The 19529-nt window shown below is 69.4% G+C and carries 22 protein-coding genes and 1 pseudogene; 10 read left to right on the forward strand and 13 right to left on the reverse strand.

Annotated features, from left to right (window positions below):
• Positions 1-247 precede the first annotated feature (247 nt).
• Together ACIQ8J_RS19165 and ACIQ8J_RS19170 are read left to right on the forward strand one after the other, a co-directional pair.
• Positions 248-682 (forward strand): nucleoside deaminase, encoded by a 435-nt coding sequence (locus ACIQ8J_RS19165; RefSeq protein ID WP_403273094.1) that lies wholly within the window; start codon positions 248-250, stop codon positions 680-682.
• A 439-nt stretch (positions 683-1121) separates the two neighbouring features.
• Complete coding sequence (locus ACIQ8J_RS19170; RefSeq protein ID WP_403273093.1) at positions 1122-2732, forward strand: DUF4157 domain-containing protein; 1611 nt, start codon at positions 1122-1124, stop codon at positions 2730-2732.
• Positions 2733-3266: 534 nt separating this feature from the next.
• Here ACIQ8J_RS19170 and ACIQ8J_RS19175 read toward each other — a convergent pair.
• The 7 genes and pseudogenes from ACIQ8J_RS19175 to ACIQ8J_RS19205 all read right to left on the reverse strand — a co-directional run.
• A complete protein-coding gene (locus ACIQ8J_RS19175) occupies positions 3267-3932 on the reverse strand; it encodes a nitroreductase (protein WP_403273092.1) in 666 nt (221 codons plus the stop codon).
• 135 nt (positions 3933-4067) lie between these two features.
• Positions 4068-4451 (reverse strand): transposase family protein, encoded by a 384-nt coding sequence (locus ACIQ8J_RS19180; protein ID WP_403607885.1) that lies wholly within the window; start codon positions 4449-4451, stop codon positions 4068-4070.
• A 90-nt stretch (positions 4452-4541) separates the two neighbouring features.
• Positions 4542-4760 (reverse strand): hypothetical protein, encoded by a 219-nt coding sequence (locus ACIQ8J_RS19185; RefSeq protein ID WP_403273091.1) that lies wholly within the window; start codon positions 4758-4760, stop codon positions 4542-4544.
• 58 nt (positions 4761-4818) lie between these two features.
• Positions 4819-4971, reverse strand: a complete 153-nt coding sequence (locus ACIQ8J_RS19190) for a hypothetical protein (protein ID WP_403273089.1) — start codon at positions 4969-4971, stop codon at positions 4819-4821.
• Positions 4972-5126: 155 nt separating this feature from the next.
• Positions 5127-5834: an SRPBCC family protein gene (locus ACIQ8J_RS19195; RefSeq protein WP_403273088.1), complete on the reverse strand. Its 708-nt coding sequence runs from the start codon at positions 5832-5834 to the stop codon at positions 5127-5129.
• 106 nt (positions 5835-5940) lie between these two features.
• Entirely contained in the window at positions 5941-6456 is a 516-nt protein-coding gene (locus tag ACIQ8J_RS19200) for an SDR family oxidoreductase (RefSeq protein WP_403607887.1), read from the reverse strand.
• Positions 6457-6551: 95 nt separating this feature from the next.
• A pseudogene (locus ACIQ8J_RS19205) lies at positions 6552-6920 on the reverse strand (SDR family NAD(P)-dependent oxidoreductase); the annotation flags it as partial.
• 175 nt (positions 6921-7095) lie between these two features.
• Here ACIQ8J_RS19205 and ACIQ8J_RS19210 point away from each other — a divergent pair.
• Both ACIQ8J_RS19210 and ACIQ8J_RS19215 read left to right on the forward strand, forming a co-directional pair.
• The gene (locus ACIQ8J_RS19210) at positions 7096-7371 is read left to right on the forward strand and encodes a hypothetical protein (protein WP_403273087.1); all 276 of its coding nucleotides are present in this window, start codon (positions 7096-7098) and stop codon (positions 7369-7371) included.
• Positions 7320-7436: a hypothetical protein gene (locus ACIQ8J_RS19215; protein ID WP_403273283.1), complete on the forward strand. Its 117-nt coding sequence runs from the start codon at positions 7320-7322 to the stop codon at positions 7434-7436. Before ACIQ8J_RS19210 ends, ACIQ8J_RS19215 begins: the two co-directional genes overlap by 52 nt.
• A gap of 41 nt (positions 7437-7477) precedes the next feature.
• Here ACIQ8J_RS19215 and ACIQ8J_RS19220 read toward each other — a convergent pair whose 3' ends face one another.
• The 4 genes from ACIQ8J_RS19220 to ACIQ8J_RS19235 all read right to left on the reverse strand — a co-directional run bounded on the left by ACIQ8J_RS19220 (position 7478) and on the right by ACIQ8J_RS19235 (position 11744).
• Complete coding sequence (locus ACIQ8J_RS19220; protein WP_403273085.1) at positions 7478-8698, reverse strand: alpha/beta hydrolase family protein; 1221 nt, start codon at positions 8696-8698, stop codon at positions 7478-7480.
• Positions 8699-9106: 408 nt separating this feature from the next.
• Positions 9107-9457 carry a VOC family protein gene (locus tag ACIQ8J_RS19225; protein WP_403273083.1) on the reverse strand — a complete coding sequence of 117 codons (351 nt, stop codon included), beginning with the start codon at positions 9455-9457 and terminating at the stop codon, positions 9107-9109.
• 120 nt (positions 9458-9577) lie between these two features.
• Entirely contained in the window at positions 9578-10768 is a 1191-nt protein-coding gene (locus tag ACIQ8J_RS19230; RefSeq protein WP_403273081.1) for a copper resistance D family protein, read from the reverse strand.
• A gap of 151 nt (positions 10769-10919) precedes the next feature.
• Positions 10920-11744 (reverse strand): M55 family metallopeptidase, encoded by an 825-nt coding sequence (locus tag ACIQ8J_RS19235; RefSeq protein ID WP_403273080.1) that lies wholly within the window; start codon positions 11742-11744, stop codon positions 10920-10922.
• A gap of 487 nt (positions 11745-12231) precedes the next feature.
• Here ACIQ8J_RS19235 and ACIQ8J_RS19240 point away from each other — a divergent pair, with 487 nt between their 5' ends.
• The 6 genes from ACIQ8J_RS19240 to ACIQ8J_RS19265 all read left to right on the forward strand — a co-directional run bounded on the left by ACIQ8J_RS19240 (position 12232) and on the right by ACIQ8J_RS19265 (position 17460).
• Positions 12232-12444: a cold-shock protein gene (locus ACIQ8J_RS19240; RefSeq protein ID WP_403273079.1), complete on the forward strand. Its 213-nt coding sequence runs from the start codon at positions 12232-12234 to the stop codon at positions 12442-12444.
• Positions 12445-13148: 704 nt separating this feature from the next.
• Positions 13149-14771 (forward strand): alpha/beta hydrolase, encoded by a 1623-nt coding sequence (locus ACIQ8J_RS19245; protein WP_403273078.1) that lies wholly within the window; start codon positions 13149-13151, stop codon positions 14769-14771.
• A gap of 81 nt (positions 14772-14852) precedes the next feature.
• Positions 14853-15071 carry a hypothetical protein gene (locus ACIQ8J_RS19250; protein ID WP_403273077.1) on the forward strand — a complete coding sequence of 73 codons (219 nt, stop codon included), beginning with the start codon at positions 14853-14855 and terminating at the stop codon, positions 15069-15071.
• A gap of 89 nt (positions 15072-15160) precedes the next feature.
• On the forward strand, positions 15161-15508 hold the full coding sequence (locus ACIQ8J_RS19255) for a VOC family protein (protein WP_403273076.1): 348 nt from the start codon (positions 15161-15163) through the stop codon (positions 15506-15508).
• A gap of 476 nt (positions 15509-15984) precedes the next feature.
• Complete coding sequence (locus ACIQ8J_RS19260; protein ID WP_403607879.1) at positions 15985-16575, forward strand: hypothetical protein; 591 nt, start codon at positions 15985-15987, stop codon at positions 16573-16575.
• Positions 16576-16653: 78 nt separating this feature from the next.
• On the forward strand, positions 16654-17460 hold the full coding sequence (locus ACIQ8J_RS19265) for a class II aldolase/adducin family protein (protein ID WP_403273075.1): 807 nt from the start codon (positions 16654-16656) through the stop codon (positions 17458-17460).
• Positions 17461-17579: 119 nt separating this feature from the next.
• Here ACIQ8J_RS19265 and ACIQ8J_RS19270 read toward each other — a convergent pair whose 3' ends face one another.
• Together ACIQ8J_RS19270 and ACIQ8J_RS19275 are read right to left on the reverse strand one after the other, a co-directional pair.
• Positions 17580-18239, reverse strand: coding sequence for a response regulator (locus ACIQ8J_RS19270; protein ID WP_403273073.1), 660 nt, complete (start codon positions 18237-18239; stop codon positions 17580-17582).
• A gap of 4 nt (positions 18240-18243) precedes the next feature.
• Positions 18244-19509, reverse strand: coding sequence for a sensor histidine kinase (locus tag ACIQ8J_RS19275; RefSeq protein ID WP_403273071.1), 1266 nt, complete (start codon positions 19507-19509; stop codon positions 18244-18246).
• Positions 19510-19529 lie beyond the last annotated feature (20 nt).

Genomic DNA, 19529 nt, shown 5'->3' on the forward strand with positions numbered 1-19529 from the left:
GGTTCGCGGAGGCAGAGAGCGCCGAGAGGCAAGCCGAGGATCTCGCGTTCTCGCGCGGTCAGGCGGTTGCCCCGTCCGTCGGGCGGCCCGGTGCCGGCCGACATCACCACCAGGGTGCGGCTGCGCGCACCAGGAGTTCGACGCGCTCGGTGTGCCGTTCACCACGTGCGGCAGACTGACCGGCGAATACCTGGCCGCCCTGGCGCGAGGCACTCACCGCCGTGGCCACACACTGGAGGACACCCACATGATCACCACCGCCGACGAGCAACTCCTGCGCCGCGCGATCGCCATCGCGGCCCAGGCCATCACCCTGGGCGACGCGCCGTACGGCTCCCTGCTGGCGGGCCCGGACGGTGTGATTCTCACCGAAGCCCACAACACGGTGCGTCGCGACAATGACATCAGCGCCCACCCGGAACTGAAGCTCGCCCGCTGGGCGGCGCGCGAACTCGACCCCCGCACGGCCGCGCACACCACCATGTACACCAGCTGCCAGCCATGCGGCATGTGCGCGGGCGGCATCGTCCGCTCCGGACTCGGCCGTGTCGTCTACGCGCTCTCCACCGAGCAACTCATCGAACTCAACCCGAAGTCAGGCGCCTGGCCGGCGATCGTGCAGGACGGCCCGGCCCTGTTCGAGGAGGCCCGCGCGCCTCTCGACGACTACTACCAGCCATAACCCCGCCAGCGCAGCCGCCGCAGCGGCGGACCGAGCCCTGTCGCGGCCGGGCCCGCCGCCGTCTTCCGCGAAGAAAGAATGGCTCATCCAGGGTCTCCGCGAGGCCGGTCACGAGGCTGCCGCGGTCCGACCTGGCGCTCGCCGGGTGCGTGTACGCCTCCACGCGCATGCGCACCGGCCGGCCCCTGGCAAGCGACTCCCTCACGCCGAACGAAGACGCTCAGGAAGGCGCGCGCAACCACTGACTTCAGGGCGCCACACCGGGTACGCCAGAGTGTCGCCGCCACCAAGAACGTGGAGTTACGTTGGGAAAGCTCTGGCGGCCGGTGAGAGGGTCGGCGTGGCTGCGCCTTCGATGTCGGCGTATCCCGTCCTGTCCGGCTGCCGCAGCACTTCAGCTCGCCCCCGACGCCGGTCGCGGCGCCCGTGAGAGGAACCGATGCACGCCAACGAACAGGCCCAGACACCGGAGGGCAAGAAGCCTGCCCGCACTGCCACCAAGACCTCCGCGCCGGGTGGTGGAATACCTGCCGGACTCCCCGCCCTCCAGAGCACGGCGGGCAACACCGCGGTCGTTCAGATGCTCCGCCGGGCCGGCCACGCCTGGCCGCAGCCGGAACAGCACCAGCACGGTTCCGACTGCGGCCACCAGGGCGTCGAACGGCCCGCCGTGCAGCGCTCCGCCGTCCACGACGTCCTCCGCGCCGCCGGTCGCCCCCTGGACGACGCCACCCGTACCGACATGGAAAGCCGCCTCGGCGCCGACTTCTCCGACGTTCGCATCCACAACGACAGCGCCGCCAAAGCCTCCGCCGCCGAGGTCGGCGCCCGCGCCTACACCTCGGGCAACCACGTCGTCATCGGCGACGGCGGAGGCGACAAACACACCCTCGCCCACGAACTCACCCACGTCATCCAACAACGCCAAGGCCCCGTCGCCGGTACCGACAACGGATCCGGACTCAAGGTCTCCGACCCTTCCGACCGATACGAACGCGAAGCGGAAGCCAACGCAACACGGGTGCTCTCAGGGCCCGTTCCGGACGGTCCCGTGGCCGCCCAACGGGCCGTGGCCGCACCAACGTCGGCAGCGACGGCCGTCCAGCGGCGCGGGGACAACCCGTACGCCAAGCCCAAAGACCACAACGGGTGGACGACGACCGCGCACCACATCGTGGCCCACGCCACACTGTCCAATGCCCTCGGCAGGCTGAGCGAAGCCGAGAAGCTGGAGGTCCTCACGGACGCGGTTCCGAAAGAGATCACCGAAGAGATGCTGGCCAACCTCAAGGTGCTGGTACCGGACAGCGAGAACACCCTCCAATACCGGAAGACCCTGCGAAAGAAGCTTGCCGACACGACGATTCCGAACAACGAGACTGAGCGCGGGATCTCGTTCGCGGACATCCGCCACTCCTTCTTCGAATGGCAAGCGGGTAACCAGTTCGTCGGTCCCAACACGTCGATCCGGGCAGAGCCGACGGCGAACGGGGACGACATCGACACCGACGGCAAGTACTTCTCGTCCCTCAACACCAAGGATTTCGGCACTCTGACCACGCTGGGTGCGAGACTCAAGGAGGACGGCATCCAGAACGACGCGACCGTCGACACCCTGAAGAAGATCCTTGCTCTTACCAAGAACGCGAAGGTCGCCGACTTCGACCCGTCCGAGTGGACCGAGGTCGACAACAGGATGACCGTGGACAAGCTGGCCAAGGACGCGGGACTGAACCGGGATCACATCACGGCATACACCTACTTCAAGTTCTCGGCCCGCGACGTCCGCGAGCGCAAGCACCGCGACTTCCTTCCCGCCCCGACCGGTGGCGGCTACGAGTACTACGGAAAGCCGCTGACCGGGGTCCAGACCAGGGGGGACTTCGTCTACGTCCCGTACACGACGGAGGAGACCGCTCCCCCGAAGAACGTGAAGGGGGCCAGGGAGCGCAAGACGCTCCGCGCGTACTGCATGGACCACAATGTGCCCACGTCCACCTTCCTCCCGAAGAAGCCTCACAACCCCACCCGCAAGCCGCTGAAGAAGTGAGCGCACCTGCTCCGGCGGGCTGACCCGATCTGATCGTCGTGGACGAAGCGCACCGCACGTCGGGTGGATCGGGAAGCCGTCGGGGCATTCAACTCCTGGGCGCCGAAGACCACTCCGCCGCGGTGCGCGGCTCGCGGCCCTGAGGACAACGGCGGGTCGAGGGTGCCGGGCGCCGACTCCCTGCCCGGGTGGACCAACGGCGTCTTCGCCACCTGCGCCGCCCTGAAATGAGCGAGCAGCAGAACCAGGGCGAGCAGTATCCCTCCGTAACGCCGAGCGTTCAGTCCACGCACGGCACACCCCCCTCCTGTGACCTTCCGCTCCGCGCTTCCGGAGGAGGACCGGGTGGGTGAGGAGGGATGGGCCGCCTCTTCCCGGGGCCCGCGTCTCTCCGTCGCAGATCAAAACAGTGCGCGACTTCCACGGCGTACCGATCGGCTCCTCGTCCGCCCTCGGCGCCGACGCCGCCAAGTCCCGTGACCGCTCCGGGCCGTCCGCGCGGACGGCGTGGAACGGCCTGGAACGGCCCGGCGGTCACGCTCCGATGAAGCTCACTGTTTCGGTGATGTCCGCCCGCTCGGTACGCAGCCGTGGCACGCCTTCCTTCTCGAATCCCACCGCGATACCGCAGAACAGTGCGAGCCCATCCTCGGCTCCGACTATCTGGCTGACGGTTTTGCGATACATCGTCCACATCACCTGGGGGCAGCTGTGCAGCCCTTCCACCCTTAGCAACAGCATGACCGTCTGCAAGTACATCCCCGCGTCCCCCCACTGTCCCGGCCCCATCGTCCGGTCGAGGTAGCAGAACAGCACGACCGGCGCCCCGAACGCCTCCGAGTTCAAGGCGGCGATCTTCATGGGCCTGTCGGGGTCGTCGCGCTCGATTCCCAGTGCCTTGTACCGCTGGGCGGCCGCGGCGGAGAAACGGTCCAGATAGGGCGGGGTCAGTTCGGCCGGGTACATCGGATACTCCCGCTCATCACCCGGGTCTGCCGCCAGCGCCCTGGCCGTCGCGCGCTTCTTCAGTTCGGCCAAGGGCTCGCCGGTCACGACATACACATGCCACGGCTGGAGGTTCCCACTCGACGGAGCACGCGTCGCTGCCGCCAGCACTCGTTCGAGTACCACTTTGGATACCGGCTCATCGCTGAACGCCCGCACGGCCCGGCGACTGTCCACGGCTTCGTACACATCCACGTCTTCTCGTCCTCTCACTCAACGACAACCACCTCTCTACCCTCTTCAGCACGCACGAGGAGTTCATCGGGAGCTCGTGCTGGTGGTGGGCGGTCTGGTCAGTAGAGCCTCTGTCAGCGGCGACTTCGAGGTTGGTCAGGACGAGCAGGGCGCGCAGGAGCTGGGTGGTGCGGGCGGGGCGGTAGTGCGGCGTTTGGTGAGGATCCGCCAGTTTTTCAGGTGAGCGAAGCCGTGTTCTACGGGGGGCGCGTCCGGCCGCGAGGATCCGGTTGGCCTCCTTCTGGCTGGGCGTGAGCTTGCGGGCGCGGGTGACCTTGTAGCCGGTGACGACCACGGGATCGCCGGGGCGTCGTCCCGGCCGAGGAAACCGAGGTCTGCCGGCGCACTGAAGCCAGCGTCGCGCATATGGGCGAGGCGGTGGTCGCAGCGGGCGGCGGTGATGTCGTGGGTGCGGCCGGGCCGGGCGGCCGAGATCCAGACCAGTCGGCCCTTCTCGTCGGTCAGGGCGAGGACGTGCAGACCTTGGCGGTGGTGCTTGCAATCCCAACTGGCTTCGACAGCACCTGAGTTACGACTTTCGCCGCCCTGTGGCCAGGCGGCCGCCGCAGGTCACAGACGCGTGGCGAACCGGCCGTCTGCCGGCTTGGTCAGCTTCCCGCGCAGCGGCTCCATCTCGCCCAGGATGCCGGTGTCCAGCCCGAGCACCTCGCCAACCTGCCGGACCATGACCGGGCCGCCCGCCTGCCGGACGACGGCGAGGATGCGCTGGTAGTCCGGCGGGAGCGCCGACTCCTCCACACTCGGCCCGCAGTGCGGGACCAGCAGCACCGCGTGCCCCCCACCTGCGCGGACGCAGGCGCGACGGTTGCGCTCCTCGGCGATCTGCTCACTCCTGCGCTCCAGGGCCCGGTCGGTCGGCGACCGCGAGTTCGTCGCGTTCGGTCCGTACCTGCTCCAGCTGCTTGACCAGCTGTTCTTCCAGTCCGTCCAGTTCTGCGCGACGCGCGGCGACCCGTTCCAGCAGCTCGGGGTCGGTCATGTCCCGGATGGTAGAAGGAGCATCCGCGCGGACGGGCCGGAACCGGCGAATGCCTTCCAGGCAGACGATCTACAGGCCGGACTGCCGCCCGTCACCAGCACGAGCCCCCGGAGACGATCGCGGGGTTCAACGCGCTCAGCACGTACTGTCCCCAGTCAGTCCTGCCCCGAGTGGGTCCGGGAACGGGCCTCGGCCGTGGCCTTCAGCTCCTTCAGCCACTGCTCAAGACCTCCTCCGAGGTACTTGACGGAGGTGGGCACGTCCGCTTCTACCTGGGCACCGGTCCAGGTCTCCTCGGTCTGCACGAGGACACCACCCCGGACCTTGGTGAAGGTCCAGACGTGGACACCCCTGTCGATGCGCAGCCCCGTGCCGATCGCGGGCCCGGTCCAGCGGATGCACGTGCCGTGCCTGAGCTGCCGGACGGTCGAGGTGATGGTCAGGGTGGTGGCGGGCGTCGTGGACGTGGCGGGCACCGGGGTGGTCCACCGGAACCGGGAGCCCTTCCCCAGCGGACCCGCCTCCAGGCGCTTCATGCTGGTGACGGGCGGCTGCCAGGACGGCCAACGCTCCACGTCGGTCTGGAGATTCCAGATGGTGCGCAGCGGCGCGTGGATGACCGTCGCGGTCCGGTACCGGATCTTGGCAGCGGGATCGACGCCATTGCCCCGGCAGTTCAGCGAAGCACCTACGCTGCCGACGTGGTGGGCCCTGCCGACGTGAGCGGGCGCGGCGGCTTGGCTCGGTGCGCCAACACCGAGGACGCCGACAGCGGCCAGCGGCACGGCCAGCAGGGCTGCGCCCACGCGGCGGGCAGTTCGTAAAGTGACGGGCCGGGCCTGCTGGTTCAGCGTGTCGGACATAGTTCTCCTCCTTGTTAAATGCCTGCTACTTCAATGGCTGTTTGTTGAATGCCTGCTTGTTCAGTGCCGGGTCTGGCGACCATCGCATCGCTACGCACCCCGCCGGTCAACTTCGTCTCAATTGGCGGGGATTCACTCCCTGGCGGCTTTGAGTTCCTCGGTCAGGTAGTAAGCGCCGGTGAGGGACAGTGAGGTGCCGCGGCCGGAGAGCAGGGCCGCGCAGTGCGCGGCGTCGCCGACCAGGGCGATCCGGCCGGTGTGCCAGGCGGGCATGTGGATCTGGCTGACCGAGTCGAAGTAGCAGTCCTCGGCCGCCTGGACCGCGTCGAGCAGCTGCGGCACCTGACAGCCAGTGACCCCGGCGAAGGCCCCCCTTGAGGATTTTCTTCTGCGCGGCCAGGTCGTGGTCGTAATCGAGCGGATCGGACCGGAACATGCCGAAGGGGATGCGTTCCGCACTGGACCGCACGACGGGCGTGTCATGCGTGGCGCCCGCGGTGATCCCGGTGTTGAGCGTGAATCCGGGGTGGACGACGTTGACGCCGGACCTCGGGGCGTGGTCCAGCGCCATCGCGCGCGTGAGGTTGACCACCGCACCTTTGGCCGCGTTGTACGCGGCCATGCCGTAGTCACCGCCCAGCCCTCCCGCCGATCCGACATGACGATGCACCCTCGCGTGCGGCGCAGGTGCCGGAGTGCGGCTCGGCTGGTGTAGCAGAGGGCGTCGAGGTTGACCGCCAGCACTGCTCGCCACTCTTGCGGGGTGACGGCTTCGATAGTGCCGAACGACGGCGCTCCCGCGTTGTTGACCAGGACGTCGAGGCGCCCCAGATCGGCGACGACGGAGGCGATCAGCGCATCGGCCTCGTCCGGCACGGTGAGGTCGGCGGTACGCGCGAGGACGGCCGCCCGCGCAGGAGCGGCCGCGGCGGTCTTGTCGAGCTTCTCCCGCGTCCGCCCGACGATCACGACAGTCGCGCCTTCGGCGGCGAACCGGTGCGCGACCGCTGCGCCGATACCCGACCCTGCTCCGGTGACCACGACGACGCGGTCTGCTCGATCGGCGGAATCACTCACGATGTCCATCGTCTCCTGAGCCGGCGCTGCCGCACGGGGTGTACCCCTCAAGGCGCTGTGCGGCTGTGCGGCTGCGCCCACGCCAGGAAGAGTGGCACCGCCTACGCTTGAACGTCAGCGCCATATCGGGAGAACACGAGCGCCACGACGGAAGCGAGCCGCAGGCCGACGGCGCCGAGCCCGCTTGGGCCCCGCGCCGGCTCAGGCGGCGGAGGACCTCGCGGACCGCCGGCTCACCGATCCGGACCTCTCCCCCACGGCGCTCGCCCGCGAACTCACCGTCTCCGTACGCACGTTGCACCGGGCGTTCGCGGCGGCCGAGGGGACCGTCGCCGGATACATCCGCCGCAGCAGGCTCGAACAGGCCCGGCTCGAACTGCTCCCCCCGGCGGGCCGACCGTCTCGGAACTGGCCGCCCACTGGCCGTTCGCCGACAGCAGCCACTTCATCCGGGCCTTGAAGAGCCAGTACGGCCGGACACCCGCCGAGTTCGCCCCTACCACCAGCGGCGCGCAGCCGAGGTAGTGCTGGGCGGCTACTGGTTGTCCGGCAGGTGATGGCGGACTTCAGCCGGAGTCGGTACGGAAGGGGGTGCAGGGGGTTGGCCTGTGGCCTGCATGGGTGTTGAGGAACGTGAGGAGGTCGCAGAAGGACTGGCCGAGGACTCCGTCGTGGCCTACGCCGGGATAGGTGCGGGTGGCGATCGCGGGCGAGCCGAGACGGCGCAGGTTGCTTGCCACGGCGGCGGTCCACACGGGCGGCACATCGTGGTCGTCCTGGCCTTGAATGATCAGGACCGGGGTGGGGATGGCGGTGCGGTCGGGGTCTCCGTAGGCGCCCATCTGCGCTCCGATCCTGGCGAGTTGGCCGGTGCTCAGCGGCAGGGCCCGCTCGGTGTCGAGGTGGCGGAGCGCCGGGTAGCCGGCCGACTGGCATTGGGCGAGGACCCGGAGTGCGATGTCCGCCGTCTGGGCTCCGAGCAGCGCCGGCAAGGTGTGGGAGGGGTCGGTTGCGGTCAGACCGGCCAGTGCGTAGAACGCGAAGGACAGCTCGCTGGGCACGTGCGAGGCCTTGACGCCTGGCAGCATCGCTTCGAGGTGGCTGGCCGGGGCAAGGGCGACCGTACCGGCCAGGCGGGCGCCCCCTGCTCGGCCGGGAGCCTGGGCGGCGAACAGCGCGGCCTGCCCGCCCTGGGAGTGCCCGACCGCGAACCAGAGGTTTCCCAGGCCGGGCAGGAGGTGGCGGGCGGCGGTGACGATGTCCACCACCGCGTTGCCTTCGTCCACGCCCACCAGGTAGGTGTGCATGCCGGGGGTGCCCAGGCCCGGGTAGTCCGAAGCAGTCACCGCGTAGCCGGCCTGCAGCAGTGCGCGTACCTCCTTGGCATAGGCATCGGACCCCAGGTCCGTCATCTGCGAGGGTGCGCAGGCGTCGGCGACGCCCGTGGTGCCGTGTGCCCAGGACACCACCGGCCATCCGCCGCGAGGTGGTGCGCCCGGCGGGAGAAGCACCATGCCGCTGACGGGGACGTCGGCTCGGTGGGCGTTCACCGAGTGGTAGAGCAGGGTCCAGCGCCGGGCGCCATCGAAGCGGGTGTCGGGTCCGTGGTCGGTCGCGGCGATCAGCGTGCCCGGTGGACGGTCCGGCAGCGGCTGCGGCACCTCGTAGGTGTGATCGACCACTGATACCTGCGGCAGGGCGGATCTGTCAGCCGCGTTCGCGGCGGGCCCGGACGGGTCCCCGCCGCAGCCGCCTGCCGCCATGACGAGCACGCCCGTAACCGCCACCGCGAGCAGCCCCCTGGCGAGGCACGCCGCCCTCGCGACTGACCGACGCACTGAGAGGTGGGGGTTGCTCGGCGTCCTCACGGCGACCGTCCTTTCACAGCGCCCGACTGTGTCCACCGTGGCATCCGCAGCATCGGCGTGCACTCGGGACACCGCTATCGGACTGACAGGTGCGCGGCCCGGTGAAGCGACAGACCGGCCGTCCGCAACCGCCAGGCCATTCTGTTCGGAGCATCATCCTGGTCCAGGTGCCGTTGGCCGACGCGCAGTGGGCTCACCTGCCGGAGCGGTACGGCAACGGGCGCGGGGCTGCAACCGGCTACCAATGTGGGCCATCGCCGGCACCCGGGATTGGGTGTTCACGTGCTCATGGCGCGGGCCGACGCCGGGCCCTGGTACCGGGATGCCTCACAGATCGGTGGCCCGTTCGTGGCGAGGCTCGTACATGCCCACCTCGCCACCACCCGGCAGACGGAACCGGGTCAGGCGCCCCCAGCGCGCATCCGTGACCGGCTGCGTGAACTCCACGCCTTGCGCAGCCAGGCTCTGCACGGTCGCATAGACGTCGTCGCACATCAGAAAGAGCTCCTGGGATTCCGGGCCCTCGGTGGGATGGACGGCGATCTCGGCGGGCGGAAGTTTGAAGATCAGCCAGCCGCCTCCCACGTCGACATGCGGATAGTCCAGCACATCCTTGAAGAAGGCCCGGTCCGCCTCCGCGTCACGGCTGTAGATGATGACGTGTGCACCATTGATCATGCGGCCAGAGTAGGTCCCGGCACTGACACAGCAGTTCTGCGACGCTCAGCGTCGGACCGACCGTGTGTGGATCACCGCCCGGAAGGCCATCCGCGGAGGCCGCCCCGCGCCCCCGTGCCCTCAGCCCATCTCAGGTTGGGCCACTGAGGGCGTGGCCAGGTCTTGGCGGCGGGCAAGGGCGTCGGAGGTCTTGACCGTGATGTAGAGCGAGGCCACGAGAGTGAGGACCAGTGCGGCGCCCGCGGCGAGGATGCTGCCGCTCATGACGGGCGGCGGACTGCCGGCCTCGGAGCGGGCGGAGCCGCCGAGGAAGGGGACGACGGCCAGGACGGCGATTCCGAGGCCGACCTCGGCCCAGACGACCGCCGGGAAGTGCCGCAGTGTCAGGTGCAGCAGCGAGGCGGTGGAGTCGGCACGGCGCGCCTGGGCGATGCGAGGCATCAGCCAGAACTGGTTGAAGCCGCCGGCCGCCACCATGCCGAGAACCAGCGCGATCTTGATGAGCAGGAAGAACCCGTAACTCGTCGTCCACAGCTGCCCGATGCTGCCGACGTGCTTCCAGCTCATCCACAGCCCGGAGGTGAGCACCGCACCGACGCAGACCAGGGCGACGAAGCTGAATCGGCGCCAGAGGTCCGCCCACAACGCTCCGGCGCTCGCGCCGAGTCGTCCGCGAACTCGCGCGAGGGTGGCGAGCACGGCCAGACCGCCGATCCACACCGTGCCGCTGATGATGTGGACCTGGTCGAACACGAGGTCCAGCACCTTGTCCGCGTCCGTCGGCGCGGTAGCCGGTATCGCCGCGACGAGCGACACCGCGACCGTCAGAGGCAGGACGGTCAGAGCGATGACGTCGAGGTGTCGCCGCGCCCGGGGGAAGAACAGCGCGACCAGGGCGGCCGACGCCAGTACCAGGACGACGTTCTGGACCAGATAGATCGTGCCCTGGGCCACCCACGCCCCCTTCGCCGCGGGTGCGCGCAGGAAGTCCCAGATCCGCCCCGGCGCGAGGGCATCGCCGAACGGCATGCCCTTGCCGGCCCTGGCCAGGCGGGCAGCGAGCTGGAAGTAGCCCGCCACGAGCAGTGCAACCCCGGCCCAGGCCAGGTACGTCGCCGTCCGCCGACGCAGAACGTCGATGTCACCACGCTCGTTCTCCGACGAGCGGAGCGCCGGGCGGACCACTGCCGCGTACGTCACCGTGGCGCCGATGGCCCCGGACAGACCGACGAAATAGCCGGATTTGGTGAGGATTCGCCACAACGGAGGCGTGACGTAGCCGGCCGACGCGGCCAGATGAATGAGGCTCATAAAAGGTAAGGCTAACCTAAATAAGCGGGCTGTATGTCTGTGACGCCCGTCTCCTGGCCGTGGTCACCATCGAGATGACGCTGGCGGGGTGGCGGGGCGGTCCTCCCGTCGTGGCGCTGTCGCCCTCGTCATACCGCCAAAGTCGCCGCGGTCAATCCGCGATGGCCCGGGTGAGCATGACCACGGCGACGAAGCTGCGGTAGAGGCGGATCGGGTCCGTATGAGTGAGGTGCACGGTCAACTCGTCATCGCGCACTGCCCCGTTGATCCACGTCGCCATCTCGGCCAGGTCCGCGTTGCGGAACCGGACGGTGAGCGTGGCGGGGAGTTCGATCGTCGGCGCTGTGGCGTGCGGCAGGCTCTGGACCGCCTCGTGGGCGGCCTCCCTGATCACCTCGCGGGCCTGCTCCGGGTGCATGCTGTCGGCGGCGAAGCGGGACACCGAGGTCTTGACCACAGCGGCACGAATGCCGGGGCAGAACGGCTGCACCTCCTCGGCCGTAATCCGGTCACCTGTGATCAGCACCACCGGCACCTCGTGCCCGAGTGCCACCAGCGCGTTGATGCCGCTCTCTCCCGCAGGTACGCCGTTGAGGCGGACTTCGACGATCGCCTTCGGGTTGTAGGTGTGCGACAGCGTGGAGGCCGGACCGGACATCGACCCGTGGTAGGAGACGAAGAAGACGGCGTCGAACGAGGCGTCAAGACCCTGCATCATGTACAGCGGTTTGTGTCGGCCAGAGAGGTAGCGGGCGCGACCAGCGAGCTCGTCCGGGCGGAGGTTGGCCATCGCCGAGTGCGAATCGTTGACGAGAAACTCACTTGCGCCACCGGCCTGCGCACCCTCGATCGCGGCGTTCACCTCTCCTTGGAGCAGGGCGCGGAAATAGCCGTACTGGGTGCCCGAGGGCCTGCACTGGTCCCAGTCGACGACCCCCGCGGTGCCCTCCATGTCGGAGGAGATAAAGATCTTCACTGCGCATCCCTTCACCATGAGGTGCCGACCGCCGGATTGAGCGGCGGGCGAGCAACTCCGCCGCAGGGAGCCAACCATGGACGGGGCTCGCGTGGCAGGTGTCCCGCCGAGAAGGCGCCCTCGGTGGCCGAGGAAGTGGTATCCGTGCACGGGTCCGAGCCCCGCTTGCCATGGCCGCGCCCTGGAGCGCCGATCCCGGCAGCCCTGCCTCGCAGTCGTGCAAGGCCCCGCGCTTACAGGGAGTTTCCGCGCCACGAGGGCCTCCCGGCGGCCCGCCGCAGGGCGTTCGGAGCGGCCCCGGCCCGCCGATGCACTCGCCTTCGGCGGCCGCAGTCCGGGACGTGCCCGGCCTGCCCGGCGTGTGCCCCGTTCAGATCACAACTACCGGCCATTTTCCCGGTCGTGGCCATATCGTGCCCCACGAAACGGAATGATCAATGTGTGGGGCCATTGTGGTCCGCCGCAACATGCAACTTCAGGAGCGGATATGAGTGCACGCCAGTCTGGCACGGTGAAGTGGTTCAACGACGAGAAGGGATTCGGGTTCATCACCCCCGAGAACGGTCCCGACCTCTTCGTGCACTTCCGGTCGATCCAGGGGAACGGTTTCAAGAGCCTCAAGGAGGGTCAGAAGGTGTCCTTCGTAGCCGTGCAGGGGCAGAAGGGTATGCAGGCGGACGAGGTCCAGGCGGAGGACTGATTCTTCGGCCCTGGCGAGCCGACACGGCGGACGCCCTCGCAGCCGCTGGCCGCCCTCGCCCTAGCCCTGGGGAGCTCGGCGCCAGTCCCGTTCGGCGGCCCTCGCGGCCGTCGCCGGGGCCAGGGCACGGCCACGAAGCCGGACAGGGGTTTCGATCGCGCCGTCCCACCCCGTGATCAGGTCACGTTCCGCCTGGATGCGGCCGGCGTCGTGATGACTCGGAAGAGGTTGTTCCTGTCGGGTCGCTCGCCAGAGGCCGTCCGCTGCCAGTGTCCCGCCCGGGACAGCGGACGGCTGTCGCCGAGAAGGGAATGGCCCACTCCGATGCACCTCAGTCGTACCGTGTCGCGGACCGCGACTGCCGCCGCACTGGCCACCGCACTCAGCGCAAGCGCGATCCAGGGCGCCGCCGCCGCTCCCCTGGCTGACAAGGCGAGCACATACCCACACCGCCAACCAGCCGACGGCGACGGATGCCGGTGGCCGGAGCGTTGACGGTGTGTCACCGAACCCCGCCGCCCGAAAGCGCTCGTACGCAACCGCCTCAAACGCCCCATCCGCCGACGACTCCCACGACGGGGTGCGTCGCCTCGGATGGGTGACGACGTGAAGACACAGCCATCACAACTCCCCCCGAGTCACAGCTCGGTAACGTCCGGTCAGCACTCTAGCTGTAACATTGCACATGTCACATCATTCAGCTCATGAGAAAAGTGATAGCCCTGCTCGCGGCAGCCGCGGCCGTCGCCGCCGCGCTCGGCGGAACGTCCGCCAGCGCCGCGCCCAAGGCCGCCGCCCCTGAGGACACGGGGCAGGGGAAACTCGCCTGGAGCTCCTGCAACGACGCCAGCACGCCCGCACTGCAGTGCGCGATGCTCGACGTGCCGGTGGACTACGCGCACCCACAAGGCCGCAAGATCAAGATCAAGGTGAACCGACTTCCGGCCACAGCACCCAAGGACAAGCAGCAGGGCCCGATTCTGCTCAACCCCGGTGGCCCCGGGGACTCCGGACTCTGGATGCCCGCCTACATCTCCGGCCAGATCCCCAAGGACGTCGCCTCGACCTACGACTGGATCGGCTTCGACCCACGCGGCACCAACGCCAGTGAGCCCCATGTCGTGTGCGACGCCCACTACTTCGACGGCGCGCGTCCCGACTACCAGGTGAGCCAGGGCACTTCGAAGGCCTGGCTGGCGAAGGCGGCCGGGTACGCCGCCGACTGCACGGCCGACTGGTCCTGGCTGCTGCCGCACATGACCACCGTCGACAACGCACGCGACATGGACAGCATCCGGCGGGCACTCGGAACACCGAAGATCAACTTCTACGGAGGCTCCTGGGGCACCTCGCTGGGCTCCACCTACGGCCAGCTCTTCCCCTCGCACGTCCGGCGGATGGTGCTGGACAGCATCGTCGGCCCGACCATTACCTGGTACGACCACAACATCCTGCAGGACAAGGAACACCAGCGCCGTTTCGACGCCTTCGCCGCCTGGGCTGCCAAGGCCGACTCGGTCTACCACCTGGGCACGGACGCCGCCGCGGTCGAGAAGGCGTACCAGCAGGTCGAAGCCGCCCTGCGGACCAGCCCGGTGGACGCCGCCCCGGCCTCCGGCAAGATCGGCCCGGCCGAGTTCGAGGACACCTTCTACGGCGGCGGCTACAACTTCCTGCGCTGGCCCCGGATGGCCACCGTGCTCTCGGCTTACCTCACGCAGCACGACACCCGGCCGCTGAACATCGCCTACAACCACTATGCGGCGCCGGGCGCCGACGACGGCGCCTTCCCGGCGTACAACGCGGCGCAGTGCACCGAGAACGCCTGGCCGCGTGACTGGGAGTTCTGGAAGAAGGACCAGGCCAAGGTCAACGCCACCGCGCCCTTCTACACCTACAACAACATGTGGTACAACGCCGCCTGCATGTTCTGGCCCTACCAGGGCAACCCGGCGGGCCGTACGAAGATCACCGGCAAGGGCCTGCCGCCCGTCCTGCTCTTCCAGGCCACCGAGGACGCCGCCACCCCGTACGAGGGCGGGCTGGCCATGCACGACGCGCTCCCCGGTTCGAAGCTGGTCGTCCAGACCGGCGGCAGCTTCCACGAGATCCTCTTCCACGGAAACGCCTGCCTGGACGACACCTTCACCGCCTACCTCCGCGACGGCAGCCTCCCCAAGGGCAGCGGCCGCATCGCCAAAACGTGTGCCCCCGAACCCGATCCCACCCCCGTCTACGTGACCCCGTCGCCGGCCCTCACCGCCAAGACCGCCGCCACTCCCCTCCCGCCCACCGACCCCGAGGCCGTCCACGGCGTCCTCCGGTAAGCAACCGATCAACCACCCCCAACCAAGCGGCCGTTGGCGCCCAGCCAGCGGCCGCCAGCCACCTCGGGCAGCCAAGACCGTGTGCCCTACGGCACGCCGGTGGGTCTCTCGCTCGGGCAGATCGCGAGCGCGCTGGTGTCGGCGTGGACGGACCGGCCCGTCGGCGATCCCCCGGTGGCCGGCGCGACGGCCCTGCACGAGCGGCTGCGGGCCGAGCTGAAGCGCCCGGAGCTGCTGCTGCCACTACCGACCGCGGAATCCTGGGAGCGGATGTCGTGCGGGCAGGATGGTGGCCAGTAGGGCGTGTGGCAGAACTGTGTACGGCGGCTGGTGTGGCGTAGTAGTCCTGGAAGTCTCAGAGACTCGTCCGTTCTCACTTGGAGTTGTCGATGGCCGTTCGCCGTGTCGTGCCCAACGTCCAGTCGGAGGCTGTGCAGGAGAGCCGGGAGTTCTATGGCCTGCTGGGATTCGAGGAGGTCATGAATCTCGGCTGGATCATGACGCTCGCTTCCCCCTCCAGTCCGGCGGCGCAGGTCAGCTTCATGGCCACCGACAAGACCGCGCCGGTCACGCCCGACCTGAGTATTGAGGTGGACGATGTGGACGCGGCCTATGCGGTCATGCGGGAAAGAGGCGCGGAGATCGTGCACCCCTTGCAGGACGAGGAGTGGGGGGTGCGCCGGTTCTTTGTCCGTGACCCCAACGGCCGGGTGGTCAACGTGCTGGGCCACCGCTGACGATCTTCCCGAACTGTAGGTGAAGGCGCTGGTCACACCCGCTCGTTGACGGCCGCGACCAGGACGGGCGCTTCGTAGCGGACGGTGGTTCCTCGTTGCGGGTGGCCACCGCCCGGTGCCTGTTGAGGTGATGGGTGCTGTCCGGCACAGTGATGCTCCTGGATTACGCATGCACATGTGACTGCTACCGGACGCCACACACCTCGCCCAGACCATGGACACCCGGCGTGATCAGCCACGGACATGGCGATCGGGCCTGTCCAACCGTCGTTCTTGAGGGCGACGGTTGGACAGGCCCGGCGTGGGCAGCCTGAGCGCCATCGAGACGTAGCCGGAGCAGTCTGGTGCACGTGGCCCGCGCCCAGCAGGCCGGCGATGAGGGGCGACCGGTCCGGGTTCCCGTCCAACGGATCAGCGATTGGCGGGGCGGGAGCGCTGTACCGGCCCAGTTCGCCCCGTTGGCCGCAGTGCTGGGCGTGCTGATCGGAGAGGCCCGCCGGGCGCGCCCGCGTCCAGTCGAACCGGGCCTGTACGACGTGCCCCACTGGCGCGCGTTGTGGCAGCAGGCAAGAGACACGGCGCCCGCTCCCTGCCCGTACCGGGGGTTGGCCGCCTACCGCGCCGAGGATGCCGGGTGGTTCTTCGGCCAAGAGCAGGACACCGCCGCGCTGGTTGGCGAGCTCAGCCGCTGCCTGGACGGAGATGGCCTGCTGATCCTCCTCGGCGGATCCGGCGCCGGGAAGTCCTCGCTGCTGCGAGCCGGCCTGCTCCCCGCACTCGCGGGTGGCGCGTTGCGCGGTTCCGACAAGTGGCCGGTGGCGGTGCTGACCCCGACCGGTGACCCCCTCGCCGCGCTGGTCCATGCGACCGCAAGCGCCCTCGGATGCTCGCCCGCGGTACTGCGGAACGCCGCCGAAGCGGCACAATCCCGGGCCGTCGGGCTCGCCGGGAGACGGTGGACGTCGCGGATGGCGGGGTGGGCAAAGCAGCCGCAAGACCATCAGCCTGTTCGCGCCGCTGCCGCAGCGTACCGGCCGTCACTTCGGGAACGCTTCAGCTCCGGCTGAGATGGCATCAACTTCCGTCTCCCACAGGCCGATTGGTTGCCATACTCCGACGTGGCCCAGCGAGGAGGGACGGCAGCGATGTCGACATCATCCAGTATCGAGACGTCCGAGCAGATGGACGTGCCGCAGCTCGATATCCCCGAGTTGGCGGCACCGGCCGATTCCATGGAGGCCGAGCGCGAGCATCGCAAGCGGCAACTCGCCGTGACATTGCGCCTCTTCGGCCGGTACGGCTTCGACGAGGGGATCGCCGGGCATGTGACGGCCCGGGACCCGGAGTGCCCCGACCGGTTCTGGGTGAACCCCTACGCCGTGCACTTCTCCCGTATGCGGGTCAGCGATCTGCTGCTCATCGACGAGGAGGGGCACATCCTCGAAGGGGAACGGCGAACCAACAAGGCCGCCTTCTGGATTCACTCCTCGATCCACCGCGCCCGCCCCGACGTTGTGGCCGTGGCCCATGCCCACACCATTCACGGACGGGCGTTCGCGTCGCTGGACAAGCACCTCGCCCCGATCGTCCAGGAGTCCTGCGCCTTCCACGACGACCACGTACTTTTCGACGAGTACAAGGGACTGGTGCTGGAGAGCACGGAGAGTGAACGGATCGCCGCCCGCCTGGGCCATCGGCGGGCCGCGATCCTGCGCCATCACGGCCTGCTCACCGTGGGCGGTTCGGTGGCGGAGGCGGCCTGGTGGTTCATCGCCATGGACCGCGCCTGCCAGATGCAGCTCCTGGCGGACGCCGCCGGCAGCCCCCGCCACATGAGCGACGAGGAAGCCCGCCTCGCCCACCGCCAGTTCAGCAATGCCAACATGGCCCGGCACAACTTCCAGATCCTCAGCGACCTCGTATGCGAGCAGGAAGCGGACGTACTGGACTGAGGAGGACATGGCTCCCCCGTGGAAAGCTGGGACGACTCCGGTGCCCGTCAGGTGAACGGTTGCCCAGGTGCGTCTCTCGCGGCGATCCGCGCTCCGGCGGGCCCTTGGGCGGGGCACCCCTACCTCGGCCGTACGAGCCGGGTTTCGTAGGCGAAAACCACGGCCTGGACCCGGTCGCGCAGCTCCAGTTTGACCAGGATGCGGTTCAGATGGGTCTTCACCGTCGCCTCGGCCAGGTGCAGCACGGCGGCGATCTCCGTATTGGAGAGACCGCGGCCGACCTCCGTGAGCACCTCGCGTTCGCGGGCGGTGAGCCTGCCGAGCCGGTCGTCGCCGCGGCCGGTGCCGGACGGGAGTTGGTGGGCGAAGTTCTCCAGGAGCAGCCGCGTGATGCGCGGTGCGACGACCGCGTCGCCGGCCGCGACGGAGCGGATCGCGGCAAGCAGTTCCTCGGGGAGCGCGTTCTTGAGCAGAAAGCCCGAGGCGCCGGCCCGCAGCCCGGCGAAGGCGTACTCGTCGAGGTCGAACGTGGTCAGGATGAGGACTTTCGACTCCGGGGACTCGGCGACGATGCGCTCCGTCGCCTCGATGCCGTCGGTGCCGGGCATCCGTACATCCATCAGTACGACGTCGGGCCGCAGCTCGCGGGCGAGCCGGGCGGCCTCCGCGCCGTCGCCGGCCTCGCCGACCGGCTCCATGTCGGCCTGCGCGTCGAGCACCATGGTGAACGCCATGCGCAGCAGCGGCTCGTCGTCGACGAGAAGGACACGAATGGTCATGCGGCTACGCTTCGATTCCGTTGAGGGCGAGCACGGCGCGGACCTGCCAGCCGCCGCCGGCTCGCGGCCCGGCCGTCAGTTCGCCGCCGTAGGCCGCGGCCCGCTCCCGCATTCCGTGCAGACCGTGACCGGTCGTGGTGGCGGGGAACTCGGTGGTGGGGCCGTTGTCGGTGACGTCGACGATGATCTCCTGGGGGCCGCAGCTGACGCGCACTGCGGCCCGGGTGCCCTGGGGCGCGTGCTTGAGGGTGTTGGTGAGGGCTTCCTGAACCAGGCGGTAGACCGTCAACTGCGCGGCGGCGGGCGCAACCGAGGGATCGCCACCGACCTCCAGGAGGGTGGGCAGTCCGGCGGCGCGCACCTGGTCGGCCAGCGGTTCCAGCTGAGCGATGGCCGGCATGGGGTGGCGCAGGGCGTCGGGTTCGTCGGCCCGCAGTACGCCGAGGAAGCGCCGCATGTCGGTGATCGCCTGGCGTCCGGTGGTGGAGACCTGGCGCATGGCCGTGGTGGCCCGCTCGGGCGCGCGGTCCTGCGCGAAGACCGCGCCGTCGGCGAGCGCCACCATGACGGACAGGTTGTGCGTGACGATGTCGTGCATCTCGCGGGCGATCCGGGAGCGCTCTCCGGCGACGGCGAGCTGTGCCTGCTGGTCCCGCTCGCGTTCCAGGCGCAGCGCCCGCTCTTCGAGGAACGCCATCTGGGCGCGCCTGCCGCGCATGTTGATGCCGATGACCGAGGCGGCGACGACCATCGCGGAGAGCCCGATGAACGTCTCGGCGGCCCTGTCTTCGGGCGCCCAGCGGATCGCGGCCAGGAGCACCCCGCCTTCGAGCACGCCGATGGCCAGCCAGGTGCGCTGCCTGCTCGCGTACGCGGCGACCGTGTACAGGCCGATGAGCAGCGCGATGTCCGCCGGGAGCCGCAGGTCGGCGAGCCACTGGGCGAACGCGACCGCCGACATCGTCAGGAACACCGCGAGCGGCGCCCGCCTGCGCCACACGAGCGGCAGCACCATCGGGGCGGTGAAGCCCACGATGGCCCAGGGGTGATCGTGCAGCGGTCGGCGTGCCATGCCCGTGAGGGCCATGAAGACGGCGGCCGCGAAGAGCGCGTCCACGGCGAGCGGCGAAAGCCGGGCGCGGGCCCGCAGCCGGGCGCGCACCGCGAGGGCGCGCCACGACTCGGCCCGCTGCCGCACGGCGGCCACGTGCGCGTACGTCATGACCGCGCCCGGCCGGGCCACGCGGAACCGGCGGCGCGGCTGCGGCACGGCGTCGGCTCACCCGCGCC

It is taken from the genome of Streptomyces sp. NPDC094147, assembly GCF_044764265.1.
In the GTDB taxonomy this organism is placed as follows: Bacteria; Actinomycetota; Actinomycetes; order Streptomycetales; family Streptomycetaceae; genus Streptomyces.